This window comes from Streptomyces sp. NPDC107521, from assembly GCF_055598485.1.
The window spans coordinates 649,377-666,622 of the sequence record NZ_JBVKAT010000002.1 but is presented as its reverse complement, the minus strand read 5'-3'; the positions used below and the strand labels follow the sequence as shown (position 1 = coordinate 666,622).

Sequence of the window (17,246 nt, the reverse complement as noted above, 5' to 3'; positions counted from 1 at the left end):
CCGGGACGCCGTCGTGCGTCGGCGGGCGTCCCGGGCGCGCACGCGCGACCATCGGGGCATGGACGTCACCCTGCACCTCGCCCAGGACCCCGAGGCCGACGAACTGCTCGGCCGCAGCCCGCTCGCCGCGCTGATCGGCATGCTGCTGGACCAGCAGGTGCCCATGGAGTGGGCGTTCAAGGGGCCGTCGACCATCGCCCGGCGCATGGACGCGGAGGACCTGGACGCCCACGACATCGCCGCCCACGATCCCGCGGCCTTCGCCGCGCTGCTGTCCGAGAAGCCCGCCGTACACCGTTATCCGGGCGCGATGGCCGGGCGCGTCCAGCAGTTGTGCGCCCACCTGGCCGAGACGTACGACGGTGACGCCGAGGCCGTCTGGCGGGGCGTCGGCACCGGCCCGGAGCTGCTGAAACGGCTTCAGGACCTCCCGGGCTTCGGGCGGCAGAAGGCGCAGATCTTCCTCGCCCTGCTGGGCAAGCAGCTCGGCGTGCGCCCGGAGGGCTGGCGCGAGGCCGCCGGGGAGTACGGGGAGCCGGACTCCTTCCGCTCGGTGGCCGACATCACCGGGCCGGAGTCCCTCACCAAGGTGCGGGCGCACAAACAGGAGATGAAGGCGGCGGCCAGAGCCGCGAAGGCCGCGCGGGGGCCGGGGGGCAGGGCCCGGGACTGAGGACGGCGGCCTCCGGGGCCGGGAGCGGCCCGACGGGCCGGGGCTGCGGGCCGGGCGGCACGGCGGCGGACGGGACGGCACGGCTCACGGGCGCGGTGCGGGGGACTCGGGCAACGGCGACCGGGCCCGCGCGGACGGAGCGGCACGGCGGCGGACGGGGCCGACGGGACACGGGTACGGGGACGGGCCGACGCGGCGACGGACCGGGCCGACGGGACTGGGCACGCCGGACGGGGGCGGCACGACTCGCGGGCAGGGCCGCCGAAGGGCGGGTACGGGGGGACGGGGCGACGCGGACGGGGCGGCACGGCGACGGGCGAGGCCGGCGGGACGCGGCTACGGCGACCGGGCCGACGCCGACGGGACGGGGCGGCCAGGGACCGGGCCGGCGGGACACGCGTACGGCGGGCCGGGGCGGCGCGGGCGGGGCGGGGAACCGGTGCGAAGGGCACGGGTCCGCGCTCCCTGCCGCCGCTTCGCCCCTCGCGCCGCCCGGCGCGGAACGCGCCCCTGACGGGCGCGGGACGTACCGCCGGCGCGGGCCTCACCCCTGGGCGGGGCCGTGCCACACCGCTCCGTGACCGTGCGGCGCGCCGGGCGCGGCCCCGGATTTCGCTCCGGTGGCGGAGTCCGGGTGGCGGCGCCGACCAGAGCGTTCCCAGCATGGACCATGACCGAGCCACCGAGCGGCTCCCCCGGGGGCCCGCACTACGACGACCGGGGCGTCCACGCCCGCGGCGGCCCGCACGGAGCACCCCCGGCCGGCGGACCGCACGAGCCCGAGCCGCCCTTCGAGGGGCCCCTGCACCTGCTCGCCCGCGCGGCCTGGCAGACCGTCCTGTTCACCGGGATCGCCTCCCTGGTACTCGGGGTGCTGGTGCTGGTCTGGCCGGGGGCCTCGCTGCGTGTCGCCGGGGTGCTCTTCGGCCTCTACCTCGTGGTCAGCGGCGTACTGCAACTGGCCGCCGCGTTCGGCACGCACAGCCGGACCTCGCTGCGCGTCCTCGCCTTCATCAGCGGCGCCGTCTCCATCCTGCTGGGCCTGTTCTGCTTCCGCGGCACCCTCCAGTCGGTGCTGCTGCTCGCGCTGTGGATCGGCATCGGCTGGCTGTTCCGCGGCGTCACCCAGACCGTCGCCGCCGCGCACGACCCGGCGATGCCGGCCCGCGGCTGGCACGTCTTCCTCGGGATCGTCACGATCCTGGCCGGGATCGTGCTCATCGACTCGCCGGTCGAGTCCGTCGCCGTGCTCACGGTGGTGGGCGGCTGGTGGCTGGTGGTCGTCGGCCTCGTGGAGATCGTCACCGCCGTGCGCATCCGGGGCCGCGCCCGCCAGGTACCCCACACCGTATGAGGGGAACGCCCCGTCACGGGGCGGGACCTTCCCCTGTTTGCCCCCGTTGCGACCGATTGCGGCGGCTTTCCCGGCGCCGCGCTCGGTCACCATGGCTGCACCCGCGACGACTTGGCCGGTAGGCTTTCCGTGTGATCTTCAAGCGCATCGGAAACGGCCGGCCGTACCCCGACCACGGCCGGGAAAGCACCCGGCAGTGGGCGGACGTCGCGCCGCGCCCGGTCCGCCTCGATCAGCTCGTGACGACCAAGGGCCAGCTCGACCTGGAAACCCTGCTCGCCGAGGACTCCACCTTCTACGGCGACCTCTTCGCCCACGTGGTCAAGTGGCAGGGCGACCTGTACCTGGAGGACGGGCTGCACCGCGCGGTCCGCGCCGCCCTGCAGCAACGCCAGGTGCTGCACGCGCGCGTCCTCGAACTCGACTGACCGCCCGGCCGCACCCGCCCCCGGGGACGCCCCGACGCGCACCGGGTCCGCTCCGCCGACCGCCGGGGACGCCCGTCCGGCCGTCCGGGGCGCCCGTTCCCCATCGGCTCCCCACCGGTCCCCCGGGCCGTCCCCCCTCGCGCCTTTGACCCTTTCGGGTGGGTTTAGGGCGAAGTACGGAACACCCGCTGATCATCTAATAGGCATCGCCGTCCGGGCGCATTACGCTGCGCCCATGAGCATGCTGACTCCCCCCGGCATGGGCGGCAAGTACCGGATCACGGGGGGCAAGTACCCCCGGATGCGCCCGGCCCGAAAGCGCGGCAGGCTCGCGGTCGTCCTCGTCGCGTGCGCCACCGTCCTCGGTGTCCTCGGCTGGGGCACCCTGCAGCTCATCGACGCCTTCACCGGCGGCGACAAGGCGTCGGCGGCCGGGGCGGACTGCGCGGCGACCCCGTCCCCGTCGAGCGCGTCACCCTCCCCGGCGGTGGCCCTGCCGAAGCCCGGCCAGGTCACCGTCAACGTACTCAACGCCACCACCCGTTCGGGACTGGCCCAGAAGACCGCCGACGAGCTGAAGAAGCGCGGTTTCCGCATCGGCGAGGTGGGCAACGCGCCCGAGGAGCTGGACAAGAAGATCGACGGCGCCGGGGTGCTGCTCGGCCCCGCCGCCGCCCTGAAGACCGCGCTCCCGGTGCTCGGCACCCAGATCCCCGCCGCCGAGCGACGCACCGACGCGGCCCGCAGGGGCACCACCGTCGACCTCGTCATCGGCAAGGCCTTCAAGGGGCTGGCGCTGCGGCCGGAGGCCGACGCCGCCCTGGCCGGGCTGACCGCGCCGCAGCCGGCGCCGGTGACCGGCAAGGGCTGCTGAGGCCCGGCCCCCGCCGCGCCGTCTACTCGGCGGCGCCGTACATGCGGTCCCCCGCGTCCCCGAGGCCCGGCACGATGTAGCCGTGCTCGTTGAGGCGCTGGTCGACCGAGGCCGTCACCACCGTCACCGGGGTGCCCGCCAGCTCGCGCTCCATCAGCTCGACGCCCTCGGGCGCGGCCAGCAGCACCACCGCCGTCACGTCGTCGGCACCGCGCCCGATCAGCTCGCGGATGGAGGCGACCAGGGTGCCGCCGGTGGCCAGCATCGGGTCCAGGACGTACACCTGGCGGCCCGACAGGTCCTCCGGCATGCGCGTGGCGTAGGTGGACGCCTGGAGCGTCTCCTCGTTGCGGATCATGCCCAGGAAGCCCACCTCGGCGGTCGGCAGCAGCCGGACCATGCCGTCCAGCATGCCGAGCCCGGCCCGCAGGATCGGCACCACCAGCGGGCGCGGGTGGGAGAGCTTGACGCCGGTGGTCCGCTCGACCGGCGTGTGGAGGTCGACCTGCTCGGTCCGCACGTCCCGGGTGGCCTCGTAGGCGAGCAGGGTGACCAGCTCGTCGGCGAGGCGGCGGAAGGTCGCGGAGTCGGTGCGCCGGTCGCGCAGCGTGGTGAGCTTGTGGGCGACCAGGGGGTGGTCGACGACGTGGAGACGCATGGGCCCCACATTAACCGGACCCCCGCATACCGGCGTCCCCCGGCGCTTCACTCACTCGCTGGCGTCAAACCACTCGTCCGGGGGAAGGTGGGAGGAACGGACGCGGGGTGATGACACGGTGCCGGACGACACCTTCCACAGCGCCACGCCCCGGGAGACACCCCCGGGGACACGGCGTCCGCCCGGCCTGTCCGCCGCGCGCACCCCGCCCCGCGACGGCGCCCGGCCCCCGGGCGGGGGCGGCCCGCCGCGCCCGCCCGGCCGGGACGCCACGGCGGCGCCCGCGGACCGGGACCCGTCCCGTTCCCCGGCCCGGCCCGGCCCCCGCCCCGACGGCCGGACCGACGGTCCCCGGACCCCCCGGACGGCCACCCGGAACACCGCGGAGCCCTCCGGGAGCGGGGGCACCGGGACCCCGAGCGGCGGGACCGGGCCCGCGGGCCGGTCGGGAACGCCCACCGCCCGACGGCGCGGCGCGGGCCGCGCGGCACCGGACGACGCCCCGGCGGCGGCAGGGACCCCGGACCGCACGGACACACCCCGGGCCGAGGGCACCCCGACGGCACGGCAGGACGGCGAGGTGACCCGACGACGGGACGGCACCAACCCCGCGGCATCCGCCGGCACTCCGGCACCCGACCGGGCCCCGGCAACGGCACCGACCACGCACGACACGGACACCGCCCGGACCCGGGGCACCCCGACCCCACGGCGGAACGGCGCGGCGACCCGACGCCGGGGCGGCACGGGCGCCACCGCGCCGGGCCCGGCCCCGGACGAGGACCCGGACGAGGACCCGGACGGCCCGCGCGGCGGCGTGCCCGAGGTGCCCGGAGCCTCCGGTACTCCCGCCGGGGCTCCCGGCGTACCCGATGCCCTCGGGGCGTCCGGCGCTCCCCCCGTTCCCGGCACCCCCGGGACGTCCCCCCTTCCCGGCACCCTCGGCGCTCCCGGGGCTCCCGGGGCTCCCACGGAAGCCGGTGCCTCCGGGGCGTCCCGTCAGGACGGGGCGAACGGGGCGGACGACGCGGCGGGGGCCGACGCCGAGCGCCGTCGGCGGCGCGCCCAGTTCCTCCGCGAACTCGCCGAGGCCCGCGCCCTGCGCGACCGCGTCCAGCCCCGCCGCGCCAAGGCGGCCCGGCTGCGCCACGCCATGCGCATGCGCACGTTCCGCTGGTAGCGGGCGGTCCAGGTCCGGTCCCGGTCCGGCCCTGCCGCACGGCACGCCGCCCGGAGGCGCGCCCCGGCCTCTCCCGTACCGCCGCGGATCCCGCGCCGGGTCCACGGGCGAGCGGCTCGGCCCTGCGGGCCCTTCCTTCCGGGCCCGGGCCCTCCCCCAGGCCCCGGGCCTGCCCCGGGCTCCCGGAGGGCATCCGGGCACCCCGGCATTCCCTCGCGCCCCACGGGTCCGGCGCCCGTGACCCCCGGCAGTACCGGGCAGCCCCGCCCGCCCCGCGCCCCGCGCGCTTCACGGCTCGGTGCCCCCGGCGGCACCGGGCGCGCCTCACGCCCGCCCCGCGTCCCGCACCCCGCACTCCCGCACGCGCGCCCCCCAGGCCCCGCCCGTCGCCCCGGAGAGCGGCCCGCCGCGCCCCGCCCGGCCTCCCGGGGAGCGGGCCGGTGAACGGGCCCGGGCGTCAGACCGTCTCCCGGGGGAAGTACGGGCGGCGCGCCGGGCGCGGGGGAACGGTGTGCGCGGGGGCGGAAGGGAATCCGCGTACGATCCGGTTCGTGGTGGTGGCGATGGTGCCGGGGGCATGTTCACCCGGCGCGTTTCCCGATCCACCGGCCGAAACTGCCGGACACAGGGCGCCGAAGACGTCCCCTGTGGGCGCTGTTTCTGCCACGATTCCCCGTGGGTGGGGCTCAAGCACCGTCTCCCCGCCCGCACACCACCGCCGGGGGAACCCCCAGCCGGCACGCCTATGACCAGTGGGAGAGTCACGGTGTACTTCGCCGCACTGCTCGCGCGCACCGAAGACGGGTGGGAAGCGAGCGACACGGAGCTCGACGATGTGGAGAGCCTGTCGGATCTGGCCGATCTGGCCCGGGAAGCGTCCCCCGACGAGGACACGGTGCTCGTGCTGATCGAGCAGGAGGACGCGTGGTTCGGAGTCGTCCGGGTGGACGGCGAGGACGACCCGCGCATCTACGTGTCGGACGCCGCCGCCGCTGCCCGCAGCAGCTACGGCGAGATCCTGCTCACCGACGAACTGCTCGGCCGCGAGCCGGGTGACGGCGCCGACGACCTCGACGCCCTCGACCTCGACGGCACCGAGGACGGTGAACCCGACGACGACGGCGAGGACGCCGACGGCGGCGCGTCCGGCGCCGCCGCCGACTCCGCCGTGCCGCACGGGCCCGTCGGCGACATCGAGATCCTCGACGACCTCGGGGTCAGCGAGAAGGAACTGCGCGTCATGTCCGGGGACGCCGTCGGCGAGATCGCCGAGGCCCTGGGCGCCCTGGAAGTCCTGGAGACCGTCCGCTGAGCACACCGAACGACATGGCGGGACCCGCCGACCCGGTGCGCGGCCCCTGGCGGTCCGCGATGCGGCTCGCCCTGGCCGAGGCCGGGGCGGCCGCTCAGGGCGGCGACGTCCCCGTGGGCGCCGTCGTCCTGGCCCCCGACCGCCGCACCGTCCTGGCGGCCGGGCACAACGAGCGTGAGGCCACCGGCGATCCCACGGCCCACGCCGAGGTCCTGGCGATCCGCCGGGCCGCCGCCGCCCTGGGCGGCTGGCGGCTGACCGACTGCACCCTCGTCGTCACCCTGGAACCCTGCACGATGTGCGCGGGCGCCCTCGTCCAGTCCCGGGTGGACCGGGTCGTCTACGGCGCCCGGGACGAGAAGGCGGGCGCGGCCGGCTCCCTGTGGGACGTCGTCCGCGACCGCCGCCTCAACCACCGCCCCGAGGTGATCGAGGGCGTGCTCGCTGCGGAGTGCGCCGCCCTGCTCACGGACTTCTTCCGGACCCGCTGACCGGCCGGCCGCCCTGCCCGCCGCCCGGCCCCGGACCGGCCCGCCGAACAGCCCGCCGGAACCCGCGCCCGGGCACCCGCGGGTCCTGGTCCCGAACCCCCTCGGACCCGGCTCCCCGGCACCCCCGGACCCGCCGTCGGAGCACCCCCGGACCCGCCTCCGGAGCACCCGCGGACGTCGCCCCGGAACACCCGCGGATCTCACCCCGGAACGATTTCTGACCATGCCCCGCCGTGCTGTAAGGTCTCTCTCGGTAGCGTGTCCGAGCGGCCGAAGGAGCTCGCCTCGAAAGCGAGTGTGGCGCAAGTCACCGAGGGTTCAAATCCCTCCGCTACCGCAGGTAGAAGAGGCGCCCGGTTCGATGAACCGGGCGCCTCTCTTCACTTCCGTCTCAGTTCCCGTCTCAGTTCGTCTCCTCCCTGACTCGGGAGTGAGCGACGACCAGTCGGTGTCCGGCCCCTCGGAGGGGCCGGACACCGCGACCGCCCTACCCTCCCAGGGAGATATTCCGCAGGAGATCCCGATCTTCGATGGGGTAGCAGCGGTTCGCTCGTTCTCCGGGCTTGAAGGACCTTAGCGCCTTGAGCTGTCGAAGTTCGGCGACTGCCTTCTCGACGGTTGCCCTGCCCAAACAGAGCGCATCAGCGATGTCAGCCTGACTCGGACCCGAGACAACTAGTTCCTCAGTGGTCGTCATCACCATGACACCGTCCTCCCGGGTTTTGATCGCACTCCGCCGGGTGGGCTCGATGAGGTAGTGCAACAGCGCGGCGACCCGACTGACGGGAGCTGCCCGGCTCGCGGTGTACAGCCGTTCCGTCAGCATGTGCCGCTTAGTTGACATGCGCGCGAGCATCAGAGCAACCGCAGGATCGCTCATCGCCAGGGAGGTGAGCTTCGGGTTGGGGACCTCAACGAAGACACACCGTGACAACGTCGTCCCCGCGATCAGCTCTTTCGGGTTCCGATTCGACGTCTCCTCCTTGTACCCACCGGAGAAGGAGGCAGCGTTCGTGACGCCTTCGAAGAGCATCACTTCACGCCACAGACGGACCTTGCCGGGCTGCACGAGTTCCGCTACACGGCCGTCGACGAGGAAGTAGGCGGCCCTGGCTATCCCGAGCACCATGGACCGCCCGCGCCCCCTCCTACGCAGACGGGAGACGTAGGCAAGGGCCTCCACGGAGTCGGGTGACAGGCCATGCAGAGCGAAGAAGTCGGAGATCGTCCTGAACTCGTTCTGCCTCCGGGGGACGACTGCTGTGGAAACGGCCATCGTCACCTACCCTCAGCGAAGGAGGTATCGGGGATCGCACTCGGATCAGGGGACATGCTGGGGGAGACGATCACCGCCGGTGCCGTAGGCGCGACGACTTCGACGGGCAGGGCGGCAGCCTCCGTCAGAAGCCGTACGACAGGCACCAGCGCCCCGATAAGGAGGGCGAGTGCCGTGAGGACGGATGCGATCCGGGCGGGTCTGCCCTCCAGGCGCCGCACGGCATAGCAGGCCGCGGTCAATACGATCCCAAAGATCAGGATGACCGTGACGTAGACGTCATTGAACACACTTGTCTCTTTCGAGAGGCGGTCGAGCTTCGACCAATCGCTCGAAGCTCGACCGCGGGTTTCTTGGGAACCTCGCTCACCCAGTGACACCTGCGACCGCGGCTAACGGCCCGTCACCAGTTAGCCGTGAATGTTACGCCATGGGTGTGACCGGAGAACAATTCCTGCTCACGAGAGGGATACCCATGCGATAGGGCCCGATGGCGTGTCAGGATCCAACCGTCTAGCGGACCCAGACGGGCATTAAGCGGAATCCGACATACCGCACTGAAGGGCGCCACGGTCACGACCTGGAGCGTCCTCGGAGCCCGAACGACCCACCCCAACGTGGGGCAGAGCCATCCAGCAGAAGCCGCCAGCGAGGCGTCGCCCCGTAACCCCAGGCAGAGATCCGCGGGTCACCACAGATAGACCTGCTTGTCCGGTTATGCCACGCCTCGCGGCCCTCAGCCAAATCCTGACCAAGCCCGGCCGACCAGGCATCGGCAAGCGGTGTCTGGGGTTACAGGACATCCCTTGGGCCGTGCAAAGAGGTTGGGCCGGGGCCCTATCAGGGGAGCCACCCCCGATGGGCCACCGGCCAGCACTGAGCGAGGGCTCCCAAAAAGCCGTGTGTTCAGCGCCACCAAGCAAACACCAAGCGCGGTTGTGAAAATCCCTACTGGCAGGGATCCTCTGCCACGACAGGGCACAAACCCATACCCGTAGGGGTTTGTGCACCCTATTTTAGGGTGCACGTAGCCCTCAGAAGTCTGGGTCCCATCTTTCGACTCTCTGGTGCGCTCTGGCTTTGAAGTGGATCACTCGAATAGGTGATGGGGGCTGTTTAGCGGTGGCGCATGCACTTGGCCACCTCACTTTGGGGTGCAAGTGAGAAGCTCCACCATCGGAACAACCCAGACGGGATGCGCTCGCGAGCACGCCCAGTCCTTCCCCCCCCCCCCCCCCGGCCTACCCACTCCCTCCAGCACCCCGGTCACCGCCGTCCGATCCCTCCCCAGGTGACTTCCAGATCAGCCCGTCGACTTGCCGAGCGACATCGCTGCGGACGGAGTCGACCATGTGCTGATATCGCGCAGCCATGGCCGTGGTGGACCAACCCATAAGACCCATGACGGCCCGCTCCGAGACACCGAGGATCAGTAGCACCGTGGCAGCGGTGTGCCGGGCGTCGTGCAACCGGCCGTCCCTCACCTGGGCGTCAGTCAGCAGTTCCTTCCAGTCGTCATAGTCGGTGCGGGGTGGAGTACCGCGCCCGTCCGGAGTAGCGAACAGCCAGCCCTCATTCGTCCACTTCTCCCCCGCCGCCGCCCGCTCGGCATCCTGCTTCACCCGATGGACCCGGAGCAGGTCGACGAGCTGTGCGGGCAGACCGACCGTCCGTCGGCCCGCCCGGGACTTCGTATCGGCCGTCTCCGGGTTGGTGCGCTGCCGCTGCGGGCAGTGTCCGGCCTTCCGGCCGCAGGGGTCGCCGCACCCGTGGGCGTATCGCGGACGGCGGCGACTACGGCGGACCATCAAGACGCCACGTTCCATATCAACGTCGGCCCACTTGAGGCCCAACGCCTCGCCCTGTCGCAGGCCAAGAGCGAGCGCAACGGCCCAGCGAGCGGAGTTCCGCCGAAGCAGCCGCTTGACCTCTTCGACGGTGTACGGCTTGATCTCCTCCTCGCTGACGCGGGGCGCCTTGGCGAGCTGCACCGGGTTGCGGGTGATGTGGCCACGCCGGACGGCCTCGTTGAGCGCCGTTCGGAAAGTGCGGTGGATCTGATGGATCGTGCCCGCCCGACGGCCATCCGCCTGCATCCGCCCGTAGAAGCGCTCGATGTGCTCGGGCCCCAGCTTGTCGAGGCGGTGGGCCCCAAGCGCGGGGATGAGGTGCTTCCGGACAGCAACGCCGTACCCGACCATCGTGTTCTCGTTAACCGCCAGCGGGGCGATGGTCTTCACCCAGTGGGTCAGCCACGCCTCTACCGTCCAGGCCCGACCCGCCTTGCGTACCAACCCGCTGTCGCGCTGCTTCTCCAGTTCACGGACGGCCGCCGTGACCTCGGCTCGGGTCTTGCGTTCCACGTGGCGGCGGTCGGGCCTGCCGTCGTCGCGGATACCGACGGTGACACGCCCGTGCCACTTGCCGTCTTTGCCCTGGTAGATGGATGAGCGTCCGTTGGGCTGTCGGGTGCGCTTCTGGTCTTCCGCCACAGGCGGGACTCCTTCGGGATTGCGGTGGGTCAACAGGGAGGCCGCCTCACGATGAGGCGGCCTCCGGTGCACAGCAAGATCAAGCGGCGCGCTGCTCGGCGCGGCGGCGGGCGAGGTAGGCGGCCGGGGCGTCGGCCGGGACGCGTCGGAGTCCGCCGATGGTCAGGGACTCCAGCTCACCCGTGCGGATGAGGGCGAAGCAGGTGGTGCGGCCGACGCGCAGGCAGCGAGTGGCCTCTTCGACGGTCAGGAAGACGGGGTCCGGGTTCGCGGTGGCGATGCTCACAGAAGGCTCCTTCAGAGCTGTCCTGCCGGGGGTCCCTGAGGGCCGCTACTTCCGCTACCGCCGCTACCTCGCAGGTCAGGGGCCTGTCGGAGGTAGCGGATGAGGTAGCGGTAGCGGATGAGGTAGCGGCTGCCGGAATGGGCTGCCGCTACCGCGTTATTGCTGGTCAGGCGAGGTTTTCGGTGCCGGGTAGCGGAGGTAGCGGACTTTCCGGGGGCGGGGGGCAGTAGCGGGCCCACGCGTCGTGGAGGTCGGCGGCGTAGTAGCCCTTGAGGACGCTTCCGGCAGTCTTGATGTTGCGGGAGGCAATGGGCTCGTTGCCGGTCGTCATGTATTCCGCGAGCATCCGGGACAGGCGCCGGTTGTCGAGCGGTTTGCCGTGCAGGTCGGCCCATGGGACGTCGTCCAGGGCGTTGAGCCGGTCCAGGATGGCGACGGTGGGCAGTCGGTCGATGCCGACCATGACGTGGTCGCGCAGGTCGGTCAGCAGCCGGACTCCCAGGCTGCCTTTGTCGTTGGCCTTGGACGCGGTGACCAGGGTGACGCAGGCTTCGCGGGCCCGCTCGGGCCAGTCGCCGCCGGCGGCGTCCGCGATGGCGAGGAGGGGTTCCCATACGTCGGCGGGGCGGTCGGTGACGCCCTCGGGCATCTGCGGCCATGCCCCCATCACGGTGTCCCGGGCCTGCTCGGTCCACTGTGCGAGCCGGTCGCGGAGCTTGTGTCCCTCGGCTTCGTGGATGCGGGCGCGGAAGGCTTCCGCCTTCTCGTTGCGGGCCCGGCGGCGCATGCGGATGACGACCGAGCGGGTCATGATTGTGTCGGGGAGGTTGCCGAGTCCGGCGACCGCGACCGCGCAGTACGAGGGGAACGCCTGGACGGTCTGGTTGCCGCCGTCCCCGATGCACCGGTAGGTCACACCGGTGCGGCGGTGTCCGGCGTTGAGGAAGCCGCGCAGTTCCTCGTTGTCCCCGGCCTTGGGGCCGAAGACCGTGTCGATCTCGTCGAACAGGATCGTGGGACGGCCGTTGGGGTTGGACACGGACCGGAACAGGGCGGCGGCGGACGCGTTCACGGCGGTCATGGGGTGCGGCACGAGGGTTTCCACGACCTCCAGCGCCCGGGACTTGCCCGATCCCGCTGTCCAGGGCGGGGGTGACGGGGTCGCTGGGGCCCCAGACGGGCAGTTCCCAGCGGGCTGTGACGCTGGGTGTGACGGGGGCCGTCACGCTGGTCAGGGCCCTGCCGGTCTCCTCCCCGGAACGGGTCTCCTCCAGCGTCACCCAGGCCCGTGAGAGGGCCTGGGCGGTGGTGGCCTGGACGCGGGCGACGCGTGCGCCGGCCGCCGTCACGGCCGTCAGCGGCGTCTACGGCGTCGACTTCCCCCGCGGCGTCTTCCCCACCCTTGAGCGACCGGTCCTGGAAGACGTGGCCGTCGAGCTGCGAGCGCTCCTCAAGGCCGGACGCGATGTCGTCGTTGACCACGGCTTCTGGACACCGGAAGACCGGACGAAGTGGCGTGCCATCGCTACCGACGCCGACGCGACTCCCGTACTCGTCTATCTCTCGGCCACTCACGACGAACTATGGGCGAGGATCAGCAAGCGCAACGAGTTCCACGCCGACGACCCCAACGCGATCTTCTTCTCCGAAAGCGACCTCCAGCGGTACCGCACACGGTTCATCCCGCCCACGGCGGAGGAACCGCACGTCTTGTACGACGGCGATCCGGCGACGGTGCTCACGGCCCTGAACGCCTCCCGCCCCTGAACGCCAGGCACAAGACGCGCAGGTCAGCAGGTTCACGCCCCGTCTCAGTTTCCGTCTCATTCACCTCCGTCCAGTGCCGTTCACACCGGTTCGGGAGCGGGGCCGGAGTACGGCAATGAACGGGACTGAACATCCCCGAATGACGCCCTGATCCGCCCGTTCAGACCTCGAAAGCGAGTGTGGCGCAAGTCACCGAGGGTTCAAATCCCTCCGCTACCGCTTCCGAAGGGCCCCGTCGAAAGACGGGGCCCTTCGTGCGATCATGTCCCGCAGTCGCGTATCGACGGTACGACGGGGACAGGGGAGGCCGCGGTGACGGTGCACGCGAAGAAGATCGCCGTCTATGTGCTCGTGGTCTTCGTGCTGTACATCATCATCACGGACCCCGCCAAGGCGGCCGACTACGTCCAGATAGGTTTCCAGGGCATCTCCGACGCCGCCGGCGCCATCGGTGACTTCATGACCTGGGCCGCCAACGGAGGAAAGTGATGATCCGTCATCTCGTGCTGTTCAAGCTCAACGACGGCGTCGGGCGGGACGACCCGCGCGTCGTGGAGGGCGCCGAGGCCTTCCGGGCCCTGGGCGGCCGGATCGAGGAGCTGCGCGCCTGGGAGTGCGCCTGGAACATCAGCGACCGCCCCATCGCCTACGACTTCGCCATCAACTCCGCCGTGGACGACGCCGACGCGCTGCGGCGCTACGCCGAGCACCCGGCGCACCAGGCCTGTGTCGCCCTCTGGCGCGAGTTCTCCACCTGGGTGATCGCCGACTACGAGGTCTGACCGGCCGGGCGCCCTTCCGCGCCCCCGTCGCCGCGCCCCCTCCCGGGCCTCCGGACCCCTCCGCCACCCCTCCACGGCCTCCCCGCGCCGCCCGCGGGGCCATGCGCCCTCCCCGCGCCCCGGCGCGCCCGAGGCGCCCCTTCCGCGCGCTCCGGACGCGCCCCGCGCACCATGACGCCGCGCACCGGACGCACCCCCGTGTCGCGCCCCGCGCACGCCGTTCCGCACCCCGCCCCGCACCTCCAGTGCGGGGCATTTTCCCGTTTGAGGATTATTCGCCCCACAACACGGAGCTATACGGTGCTTGCACACAGTGCACATGTCTTGTGATGCTATGACCGCTTTTGACGGATGAGTTGACGGACAAGTCGACGGATCACGAGGTGGAGTTGACCGTGCCGGCCAGTACTGCGCCTCAAGCACCGCCCCAGGGGACGCCGTTCCGTGACGCGCCGGGCCGCGAGGCCGCGCCGCGGCGGAGCCGGGGAGCGGACACCAGGGCCCTGACCCAGGTGCTCTTCGGCCAGCTCAAGGGGCTGGAGCCGGGCTCCCGGGAGCACACCCGGGTGCGCGCGGCCCTCATCGAGGCCAACCTCCCCCTGGTGCGCTACGCCGCCGCCCGCTTCCGCTCCCGCAACGAGCCGATGGAGGACGTCGTCCAGGTCGGCACCATCGGCCTGATCAACGCCATCGACCGCTTCGACCCCGACCGGGGCGTGCAGTTCCCGACCTTCGCGATGCCGACGGTCGTCGGGGAGATCAAGCGGTACTTCCGCGACAACGTCCGCACCGTGCACGTGCCGCGGCGGCTGCACGAGCTGTGGGTGCAGGTCAACAGCGCCACCGAGGACCTGACCACCGCCTTCGGGCGCACCCCGACCACGGCCGAGATCGCGGAGCGGCTGCGGATCGGCGAGGACGAGGTGCTGTCCTGCATCGAGGCGGGCCGGTCGTACCACGCCACCTCGCTGGAGGCCGCGCAGGAGGGCGACGGGCTGCCCGGACTGCTGGACCGGCTCGGCTACGAGGACCCCGCGCTGGACGGCGTCGAACACCGCGACCTGGTGCGCCATCTGCTCGTCCAGCTCCCGGAGCGCGAGCAGCGCATCCTCCTGCTGCGCTACTACAGCAACCTCACCCAGTCGCAGATCAGCGCCGAGCTGGGCGTCTCCCAGATGCACGTCTCCCGGCTGCTGGCGCGCAGCTTCCAGCGGCTGCGGTCGGCGAACCGCATCGAGGCGTAATCGAAAGCCCGCGCCATCCCTCACCGGTGGGGGCGAATCACCGCACCCCGCCGCCACCCGCATAATTCAGCCGAAACACCGTCAGACCCCTTCATTCCAGGGCCTTTTCATGTCTCACATGTCGACATGTCGCTACAGCGCGTTGCCGACATGTGACATTCTGCCGGAAGCGCGTTTGCCGGGGCCGCGGTTCCGGTATTCAGGTGAAGGCTGCGTTCCCACCGTGGGACCGTACGCCGTGACCGTCCCGCGACCCAAAGGGGGTGGCATGTCCGCAGAACAGGGCAGCTCGAAGGTGCTCGCGCTCGCGGAGAGCGAGACCGCGCCCGACGCGCTCGACGCGCTCGGAGCCATCGACGACGTCCCGGCCCTCGATGCCGTGCCGACCCAGGCCCTCCCGGCGGAGCAGACCGCCCCGCCGACGGGCGCCATCGACACCCGCACCCTGTCCCGCTCCCTGTTCCTGCGGCTCGCCGCGCTCGACGCGGACAGCCCCGAGCGCGCCTACGTCCGGGACACCCTGATCGAGCTGAACCTCCCGCTGGTGCGCTACGCCGCCGCCCGCTTCCGCTCGCGCAACGAGCCGATGGAGGACATCGTCCAGGTCGGCACCATCGGCCTGATCAAGGCGATCGACCGCTTCGACTGCGAGCGGGGCGTGGAGTTCCCGACCTTCGCGATGCCGACGGTCGTCGGGGAGATCAAGCGGTTCTTCCGGGACACCTCCTGGTCGGTGCGGGTGCCGCGCCGGCTCCAGGAGCTGCGCCTCGCGCTGACCAAGGCCAGCGACGAGCTGTCGCAGCGGCTGGACCGCTCGCCGACCGTCGCCGAACTGGCCGTCGCGCTGGGCGTGTCCGAGGACGACGTGGTCGACGGCCTCGCGGTCGGCAACGCCTACACGGCCTCCTCGCTCGACTCCCCCGCCCCGGAGGACGACGGCGGCGAGGGCTCGCTCGCGGACCGCCTCGGCTACGAGGACACGGCGCTGGAGGGCGTGGAGTACCGCGAGTCCCTCAAGCCCCTGCTGGCCAAGCTGCCGCCCCGGGAGCGTCGGATCATCATGCTGCGCTTCTTCGCCAACATGACCCAGTCGCAGATCGGCGAGGAGGTCGGCATCTCCCAGATGCACGTCTCCCGTCTGCTCACCCGCACCCTCTCGCAGCTCCGCGAGGGGCTCATCTCCGACTGACCCCGGCCGCCGGGCCCCGCCGCACCGCGCCGGGGCCCGCACCCGTGCGCCGCGCACCGGCGCGCGGCCGGACACGTCGCCGCACCCCGCCGGTCCGCACCCCGCCGGTCCGCGCTCCGCCGGTCCGCGCTCCGCCGGTCCGCGCTCCGCCGGTCCGCGCTCCGCCGGTCCGCGCTCCGCGCCCGGCGCTGTGCCGTCAGCCGCGCCCCGGCCCGCCCCGCCGGGCAGCACGACGGCCGCCGCGGCCCCGTGGGGCACGCGGCGGTCGCCGGAAGGGTTCCGTCTACTTCAGCGCCAGCCAGGCCACCGCCGCCACGACGACCACCGCGGCCACGATGCCGAGGATCACGCCGACACGGGGGCCGGAGGAGCCGGTCTGCGCCTGCTGGGGGGTCCGCGGACCGCCCTCGTCGACGAACGCGCGGAACATCTGGGTGCTGCCTGCGGGGTCGTAATTGCCCTGGGGGCCCTGGTTGTTCGCCATGGCCCGAGACACTAGCGAATCCGCCGGGAGGGCCCAAGCTCGGGCCCCGGCCCCGGCCACCCCCGGCACACCATCTCCCACCAGGGCGTTTACATCGGCAATACCCGCCTTTGCCGACTTTTGACGACAGAAACCCCCTCTTTTGTTTGCCTGTAGCAACCATCGGCTCCTATGGTTGCCCTAAGCAACAAACGCGGGAGGTGCGCGCCATGGCCGGCCGGGCGCGGTACGAGGAACTGATCCGTCAGCTCAGCGCCTTCGGCGCCGTGAAGCGCGAGATGAGCCGGGTGATGCCGGCCGAGTGCCCCAGCGGCTCCGGCGCCGTGCTGGCCCTGCTCGGCCGCCACGGCGACATGCGGATGAGCAGGCTGGCGGAGCTGCTCGCCGTGGACATGTCGGTGACCAGCCGCCATGTCGCCCACAGCGCCGAGCGGGGGTGGGTCGAACGGTCCCCCGACCCGGCCGACAAGCGCTCGCGCATCCTGCGCCTGACCCCGGCGGGCCGGGCCCAGCTCGACGAGCTGTCCGAACGGACGACCCGGCTGCTGGCCGACCGCCTGAGCGACTGGACCGACGACGAGGTCGGCCAGCTCACCCGCCTGATGACCAGGCTCCGGGCGAGCTTCGACGACTGCCGTCCCGCGCAGTCCCGGCCCCCCGCACCACCCGCGGACGACCGGGCCACCCGTACACCGATCACCACGAAGTAAAGGAAGTCCATGGCAACGACCACACCGACCGGTGTGCGGGCTCATG

Annotated in this window: 19 protein-coding genes, 1 tRNA gene and 2 pseudogenes; 14 read left to right on the top strand and 8 right to left on the bottom strand. The window is 72.4% G+C overall.

Annotation, left to right across the window (positions count from 1 at the left end):
* Nucleotides 1-58 precede the first annotated feature (58 nt).
* From ACZ7LB_RS06035 to ACZ7LB_RS06020, 4 genes are all read left to right on the top strand, one after another.
* A complete protein-coding gene (locus ACZ7LB_RS06035; protein WP_471465575.1) occupies nt 59-673 on the top strand; it encodes an HhH-GPD-type base excision DNA repair protein in 615 nt (204 codons plus the stop codon).
* A 670-nt stretch (nt 674-1,343) separates the two neighbouring features.
* A complete protein-coding gene (locus ACZ7LB_RS06030) occupies nt 1,344-2,027 on the top strand; it encodes an HdeD family acid-resistance protein (protein ID WP_471465574.1) in 684 nt (227 codons plus the stop codon).
* Nucleotides 2,028-2,158: 131 nt separating this feature from the next.
* Nucleotides 2,159-2,455 (top strand): type II toxin-antitoxin system VapB family antitoxin, encoded by a 297-nt coding sequence (locus ACZ7LB_RS06025; protein ID WP_003999914.1) that lies wholly within the window; start codon nt 2,159-2,161, stop codon nt 2,453-2,455.
* Between the two features lie 259 nt (nt 2,456-2,714).
* Nucleotides 2,715-3,329, top strand: coding sequence for a LytR C-terminal domain-containing protein (locus ACZ7LB_RS06020; protein ID WP_471465623.1), 615 nt, complete (start codon nt 2,715-2,717; stop codon nt 3,327-3,329).
* A 22-nt stretch (nt 3,330-3,351) separates the two neighbouring features.
* On the opposite strand, the gene upp is transcribed toward ACZ7LB_RS06020, so the two are convergent.
* On the bottom strand, nt 3,352-3,987 hold the full coding sequence (gene upp, locus ACZ7LB_RS06015; RefSeq protein WP_471465573.1) for a uracil phosphoribosyltransferase: 636 nt from the start codon (nt 3,985-3,987) through the stop codon (nt 3,352-3,354).
* Nucleotides 3,988-4,567: 580 nt separating this feature from the next.
* Between upp and ACZ7LB_RS06010 the strand changes: the two genes are divergently transcribed.
* The 4 genes from ACZ7LB_RS06010 to ACZ7LB_RS05995 all read left to right on the top strand — a co-directional run bounded on the left by ACZ7LB_RS06010 (nt 4,568) and on the right by ACZ7LB_RS05995 (nt 7,307).
* Nucleotides 4,568-5,167, top strand: a complete 600-nt coding sequence (locus ACZ7LB_RS06010; protein WP_471465627.1) for a response regulator — start codon at nt 4,568-4,570, stop codon at nt 5,165-5,167.
* 766 nt (nt 5,168-5,933) lie between these two features.
* Nucleotides 5,934-6,479, top strand: a complete 546-nt coding sequence (locus tag ACZ7LB_RS06005; RefSeq protein ID WP_471465622.1) for a tRNA adenosine deaminase-associated protein — start codon at nt 5,934-5,936, stop codon at nt 6,477-6,479.
* Between the two features lie 14 nt (nt 6,480-6,493).
* Entirely contained in the window at nt 6,494-6,970 is a 477-nt protein-coding gene (gene tadA, locus ACZ7LB_RS06000; RefSeq protein WP_471465572.1) for a tRNA adenosine(34) deaminase TadA, read from the top strand.
* A 252-nt stretch (nt 6,971-7,222) separates the two neighbouring features.
* Nucleotides 7,223-7,307: transfer RNA gene (locus ACZ7LB_RS05995), tRNA-Ser, on the top strand.
* A gap of 150 nt (nt 7,308-7,457) precedes the next feature.
* Here the strand turns inward: ACZ7LB_RS05995 and ACZ7LB_RS05990 are convergent.
* The 6 genes and pseudogenes from ACZ7LB_RS05990 to ACZ7LB_RS05965 form a co-directional block, all read right to left on the bottom strand.
* Complete coding sequence (locus ACZ7LB_RS05990; protein WP_471465571.1) at nt 7,458-8,252, bottom strand: cyclic nucleotide-binding domain-containing protein; 795 nt, start codon at nt 8,250-8,252, stop codon at nt 7,458-7,460.
* Nucleotides 8,249-8,536, bottom strand: a complete 288-nt coding sequence (locus tag ACZ7LB_RS05985; RefSeq protein ID WP_471465570.1) for a hypothetical protein — start codon at nt 8,534-8,536, stop codon at nt 8,249-8,251. Before ACZ7LB_RS05985 ends, ACZ7LB_RS05990 begins: the two co-directional genes overlap by 4 nt.
* A gap of 951 nt (nt 8,537-9,487) precedes the next feature.
* Nucleotides 9,488-10,738 carry a tyrosine-type recombinase/integrase gene (locus tag ACZ7LB_RS05980; protein WP_471465569.1) on the bottom strand — a complete coding sequence of 417 codons (1,251 nt, stop codon included), beginning with the start codon at nt 10,736-10,738 and terminating at the stop codon, nt 9,488-9,490.
* A gap of 79 nt (nt 10,739-10,817) precedes the next feature.
* A complete protein-coding gene (locus ACZ7LB_RS05975; RefSeq protein WP_471465568.1) occupies nt 10,818-11,024 on the bottom strand; it encodes an excisionase family DNA-binding protein in 207 nt (68 codons plus the stop codon).
* A gap of 166 nt (nt 11,025-11,190) precedes the next feature.
* A pseudogene (locus ACZ7LB_RS05970) lies at nt 11,191-12,180 on the bottom strand (DUF3631 domain-containing protein); the annotation flags it as partial.
* A pseudogene (locus ACZ7LB_RS05965) lies at nt 12,179-12,388 on the bottom strand (protein spdB); the annotation flags it as partial. The pseudogenes ACZ7LB_RS05965 and ACZ7LB_RS05970, both read right to left, overlap by 2 nt.
* On the opposite strand from ACZ7LB_RS05965, the gene ACZ7LB_RS05960 reads away from it, so the two are divergent.
* The 5 genes from ACZ7LB_RS05960 (at nt 12,330) to ACZ7LB_RS05940 (ending at nt 16,006) form a co-directional block, all read left to right on the top strand.
* Nucleotides 12,330-12,791, top strand: coding sequence for a P-loop nucleotide/nucleoside kinase family protein (locus tag ACZ7LB_RS05960; protein WP_471465621.1), 462 nt, complete (start codon nt 12,330-12,332; stop codon nt 12,789-12,791). The pseudogene ACZ7LB_RS05965 and the gene ACZ7LB_RS05960 sit on opposite strands and share 59 nt — an antisense overlap.
* A gap of 312 nt (nt 12,792-13,103) precedes the next feature.
* Complete coding sequence (locus tag ACZ7LB_RS05955; protein WP_202551745.1) at nt 13,104-13,280, top strand: hypothetical protein; 177 nt, start codon at nt 13,104-13,106, stop codon at nt 13,278-13,280.
* Nucleotides 13,280-13,573 (top strand): Dabb family protein, encoded by a 294-nt coding sequence (locus ACZ7LB_RS05950; protein WP_471465567.1) that lies wholly within the window; start codon nt 13,280-13,282, stop codon nt 13,571-13,573. Before ACZ7LB_RS05955 ends, ACZ7LB_RS05950 begins: the two co-directional genes overlap by 1 nt.
* A gap of 395 nt (nt 13,574-13,968) precedes the next feature.
* Complete coding sequence (locus tag ACZ7LB_RS05945) at nt 13,969-14,817, top strand: RNA polymerase sigma factor SigF (protein WP_414930558.1); 849 nt, start codon at nt 13,969-13,971, stop codon at nt 14,815-14,817.
* Between the two features lie 268 nt (nt 14,818-15,085).
* Complete coding sequence (locus ACZ7LB_RS05940; RefSeq protein ID WP_471465566.1) at nt 15,086-16,006, top strand: RNA polymerase sigma factor SigF; 921 nt, start codon at nt 15,086-15,088, stop codon at nt 16,004-16,006.
* A gap of 283 nt (nt 16,007-16,289) precedes the next feature.
* Here ACZ7LB_RS05940 and ACZ7LB_RS05935 read toward each other — a convergent pair whose 3' ends face one another.
* On the bottom strand, nt 16,290-16,490 hold the full coding sequence (locus ACZ7LB_RS05935) for a hypothetical protein (RefSeq protein WP_161228776.1): 201 nt from the start codon (nt 16,488-16,490) through the stop codon (nt 16,290-16,292).
* A 209-nt stretch (nt 16,491-16,699) separates the two neighbouring features.
* Here ACZ7LB_RS05935 and ACZ7LB_RS05930 point away from each other — a divergent pair, with 209 nt between their 5' ends.
* Nucleotides 16,700-17,200 carry a MarR family winged helix-turn-helix transcriptional regulator gene (locus ACZ7LB_RS05930; protein ID WP_471465620.1) on the top strand — a complete coding sequence of 167 codons (501 nt, stop codon included), beginning with the start codon at nt 16,700-16,702 and terminating at the stop codon, nt 17,198-17,200.
* The last annotated feature ends 46 nt before the right edge of the window (nt 17,201-17,246 follow it).

What these genes read in the sequence shown, in the direction of transcription:
- ACZ7LB_RS06030 (WP_471465574.1), top strand. Translation starts at nt 1,344, where the DNA reads ATGACCGAGCCACCGAGCGGCTCCCCCGGGGGCCCGCACTACGACGAC.
- tadA (WP_471465572.1), top strand. Translation starts at nt 6,494, where the DNA reads ATGGCGGGACCCGCCGACCCGGTGCGCGGCCCCTGGCGGTCCGCGATG.
- ACZ7LB_RS05940 (WP_471465566.1), top strand. Translation starts at nt 15,086, where the DNA reads ATGTCCGCAGAACAGGGCAGCTCGAAGGTGCTCGCGCTCGCGGAGAGC.
- ACZ7LB_RS05935 (WP_161228776.1), bottom strand. Translation starts at nt 16,490, where the DNA reads ATGGCGAACAACCAGGGCCCCCAGGGCAATTACGACCCCGCAGGCAGC.
- ACZ7LB_RS05950 (WP_471465567.1), top strand. Translation starts at nt 13,280, where the DNA reads ATGATCCGTCATCTCGTGCTGTTCAAGCTCAACGACGGCGTCGGGCGG.
- ACZ7LB_RS06020 (WP_471465623.1), top strand. Translation starts at nt 2,715, where the DNA reads ATGGGCGGCAAGTACCGGATCACGGGGGGCAAGTACCCCCGGATGCGC.
- ACZ7LB_RS06035 (WP_471465575.1), top strand. Translation starts at nt 59, where the DNA reads ATGGACGTCACCCTGCACCTCGCCCAGGACCCCGAGGCCGACGAACTG.
- upp (WP_471465573.1), bottom strand. Translation starts at nt 3,987, where the DNA reads ATGCGTCTCCACGTCGTCGACCACCCCCTGGTCGCCCACAAGCTCACC.
- ACZ7LB_RS05930 (WP_471465620.1), top strand. Translation starts at nt 16,700, where the DNA reads ATGGCCGGCCGGGCGCGGTACGAGGAACTGATCCGTCAGCTCAGCGCC.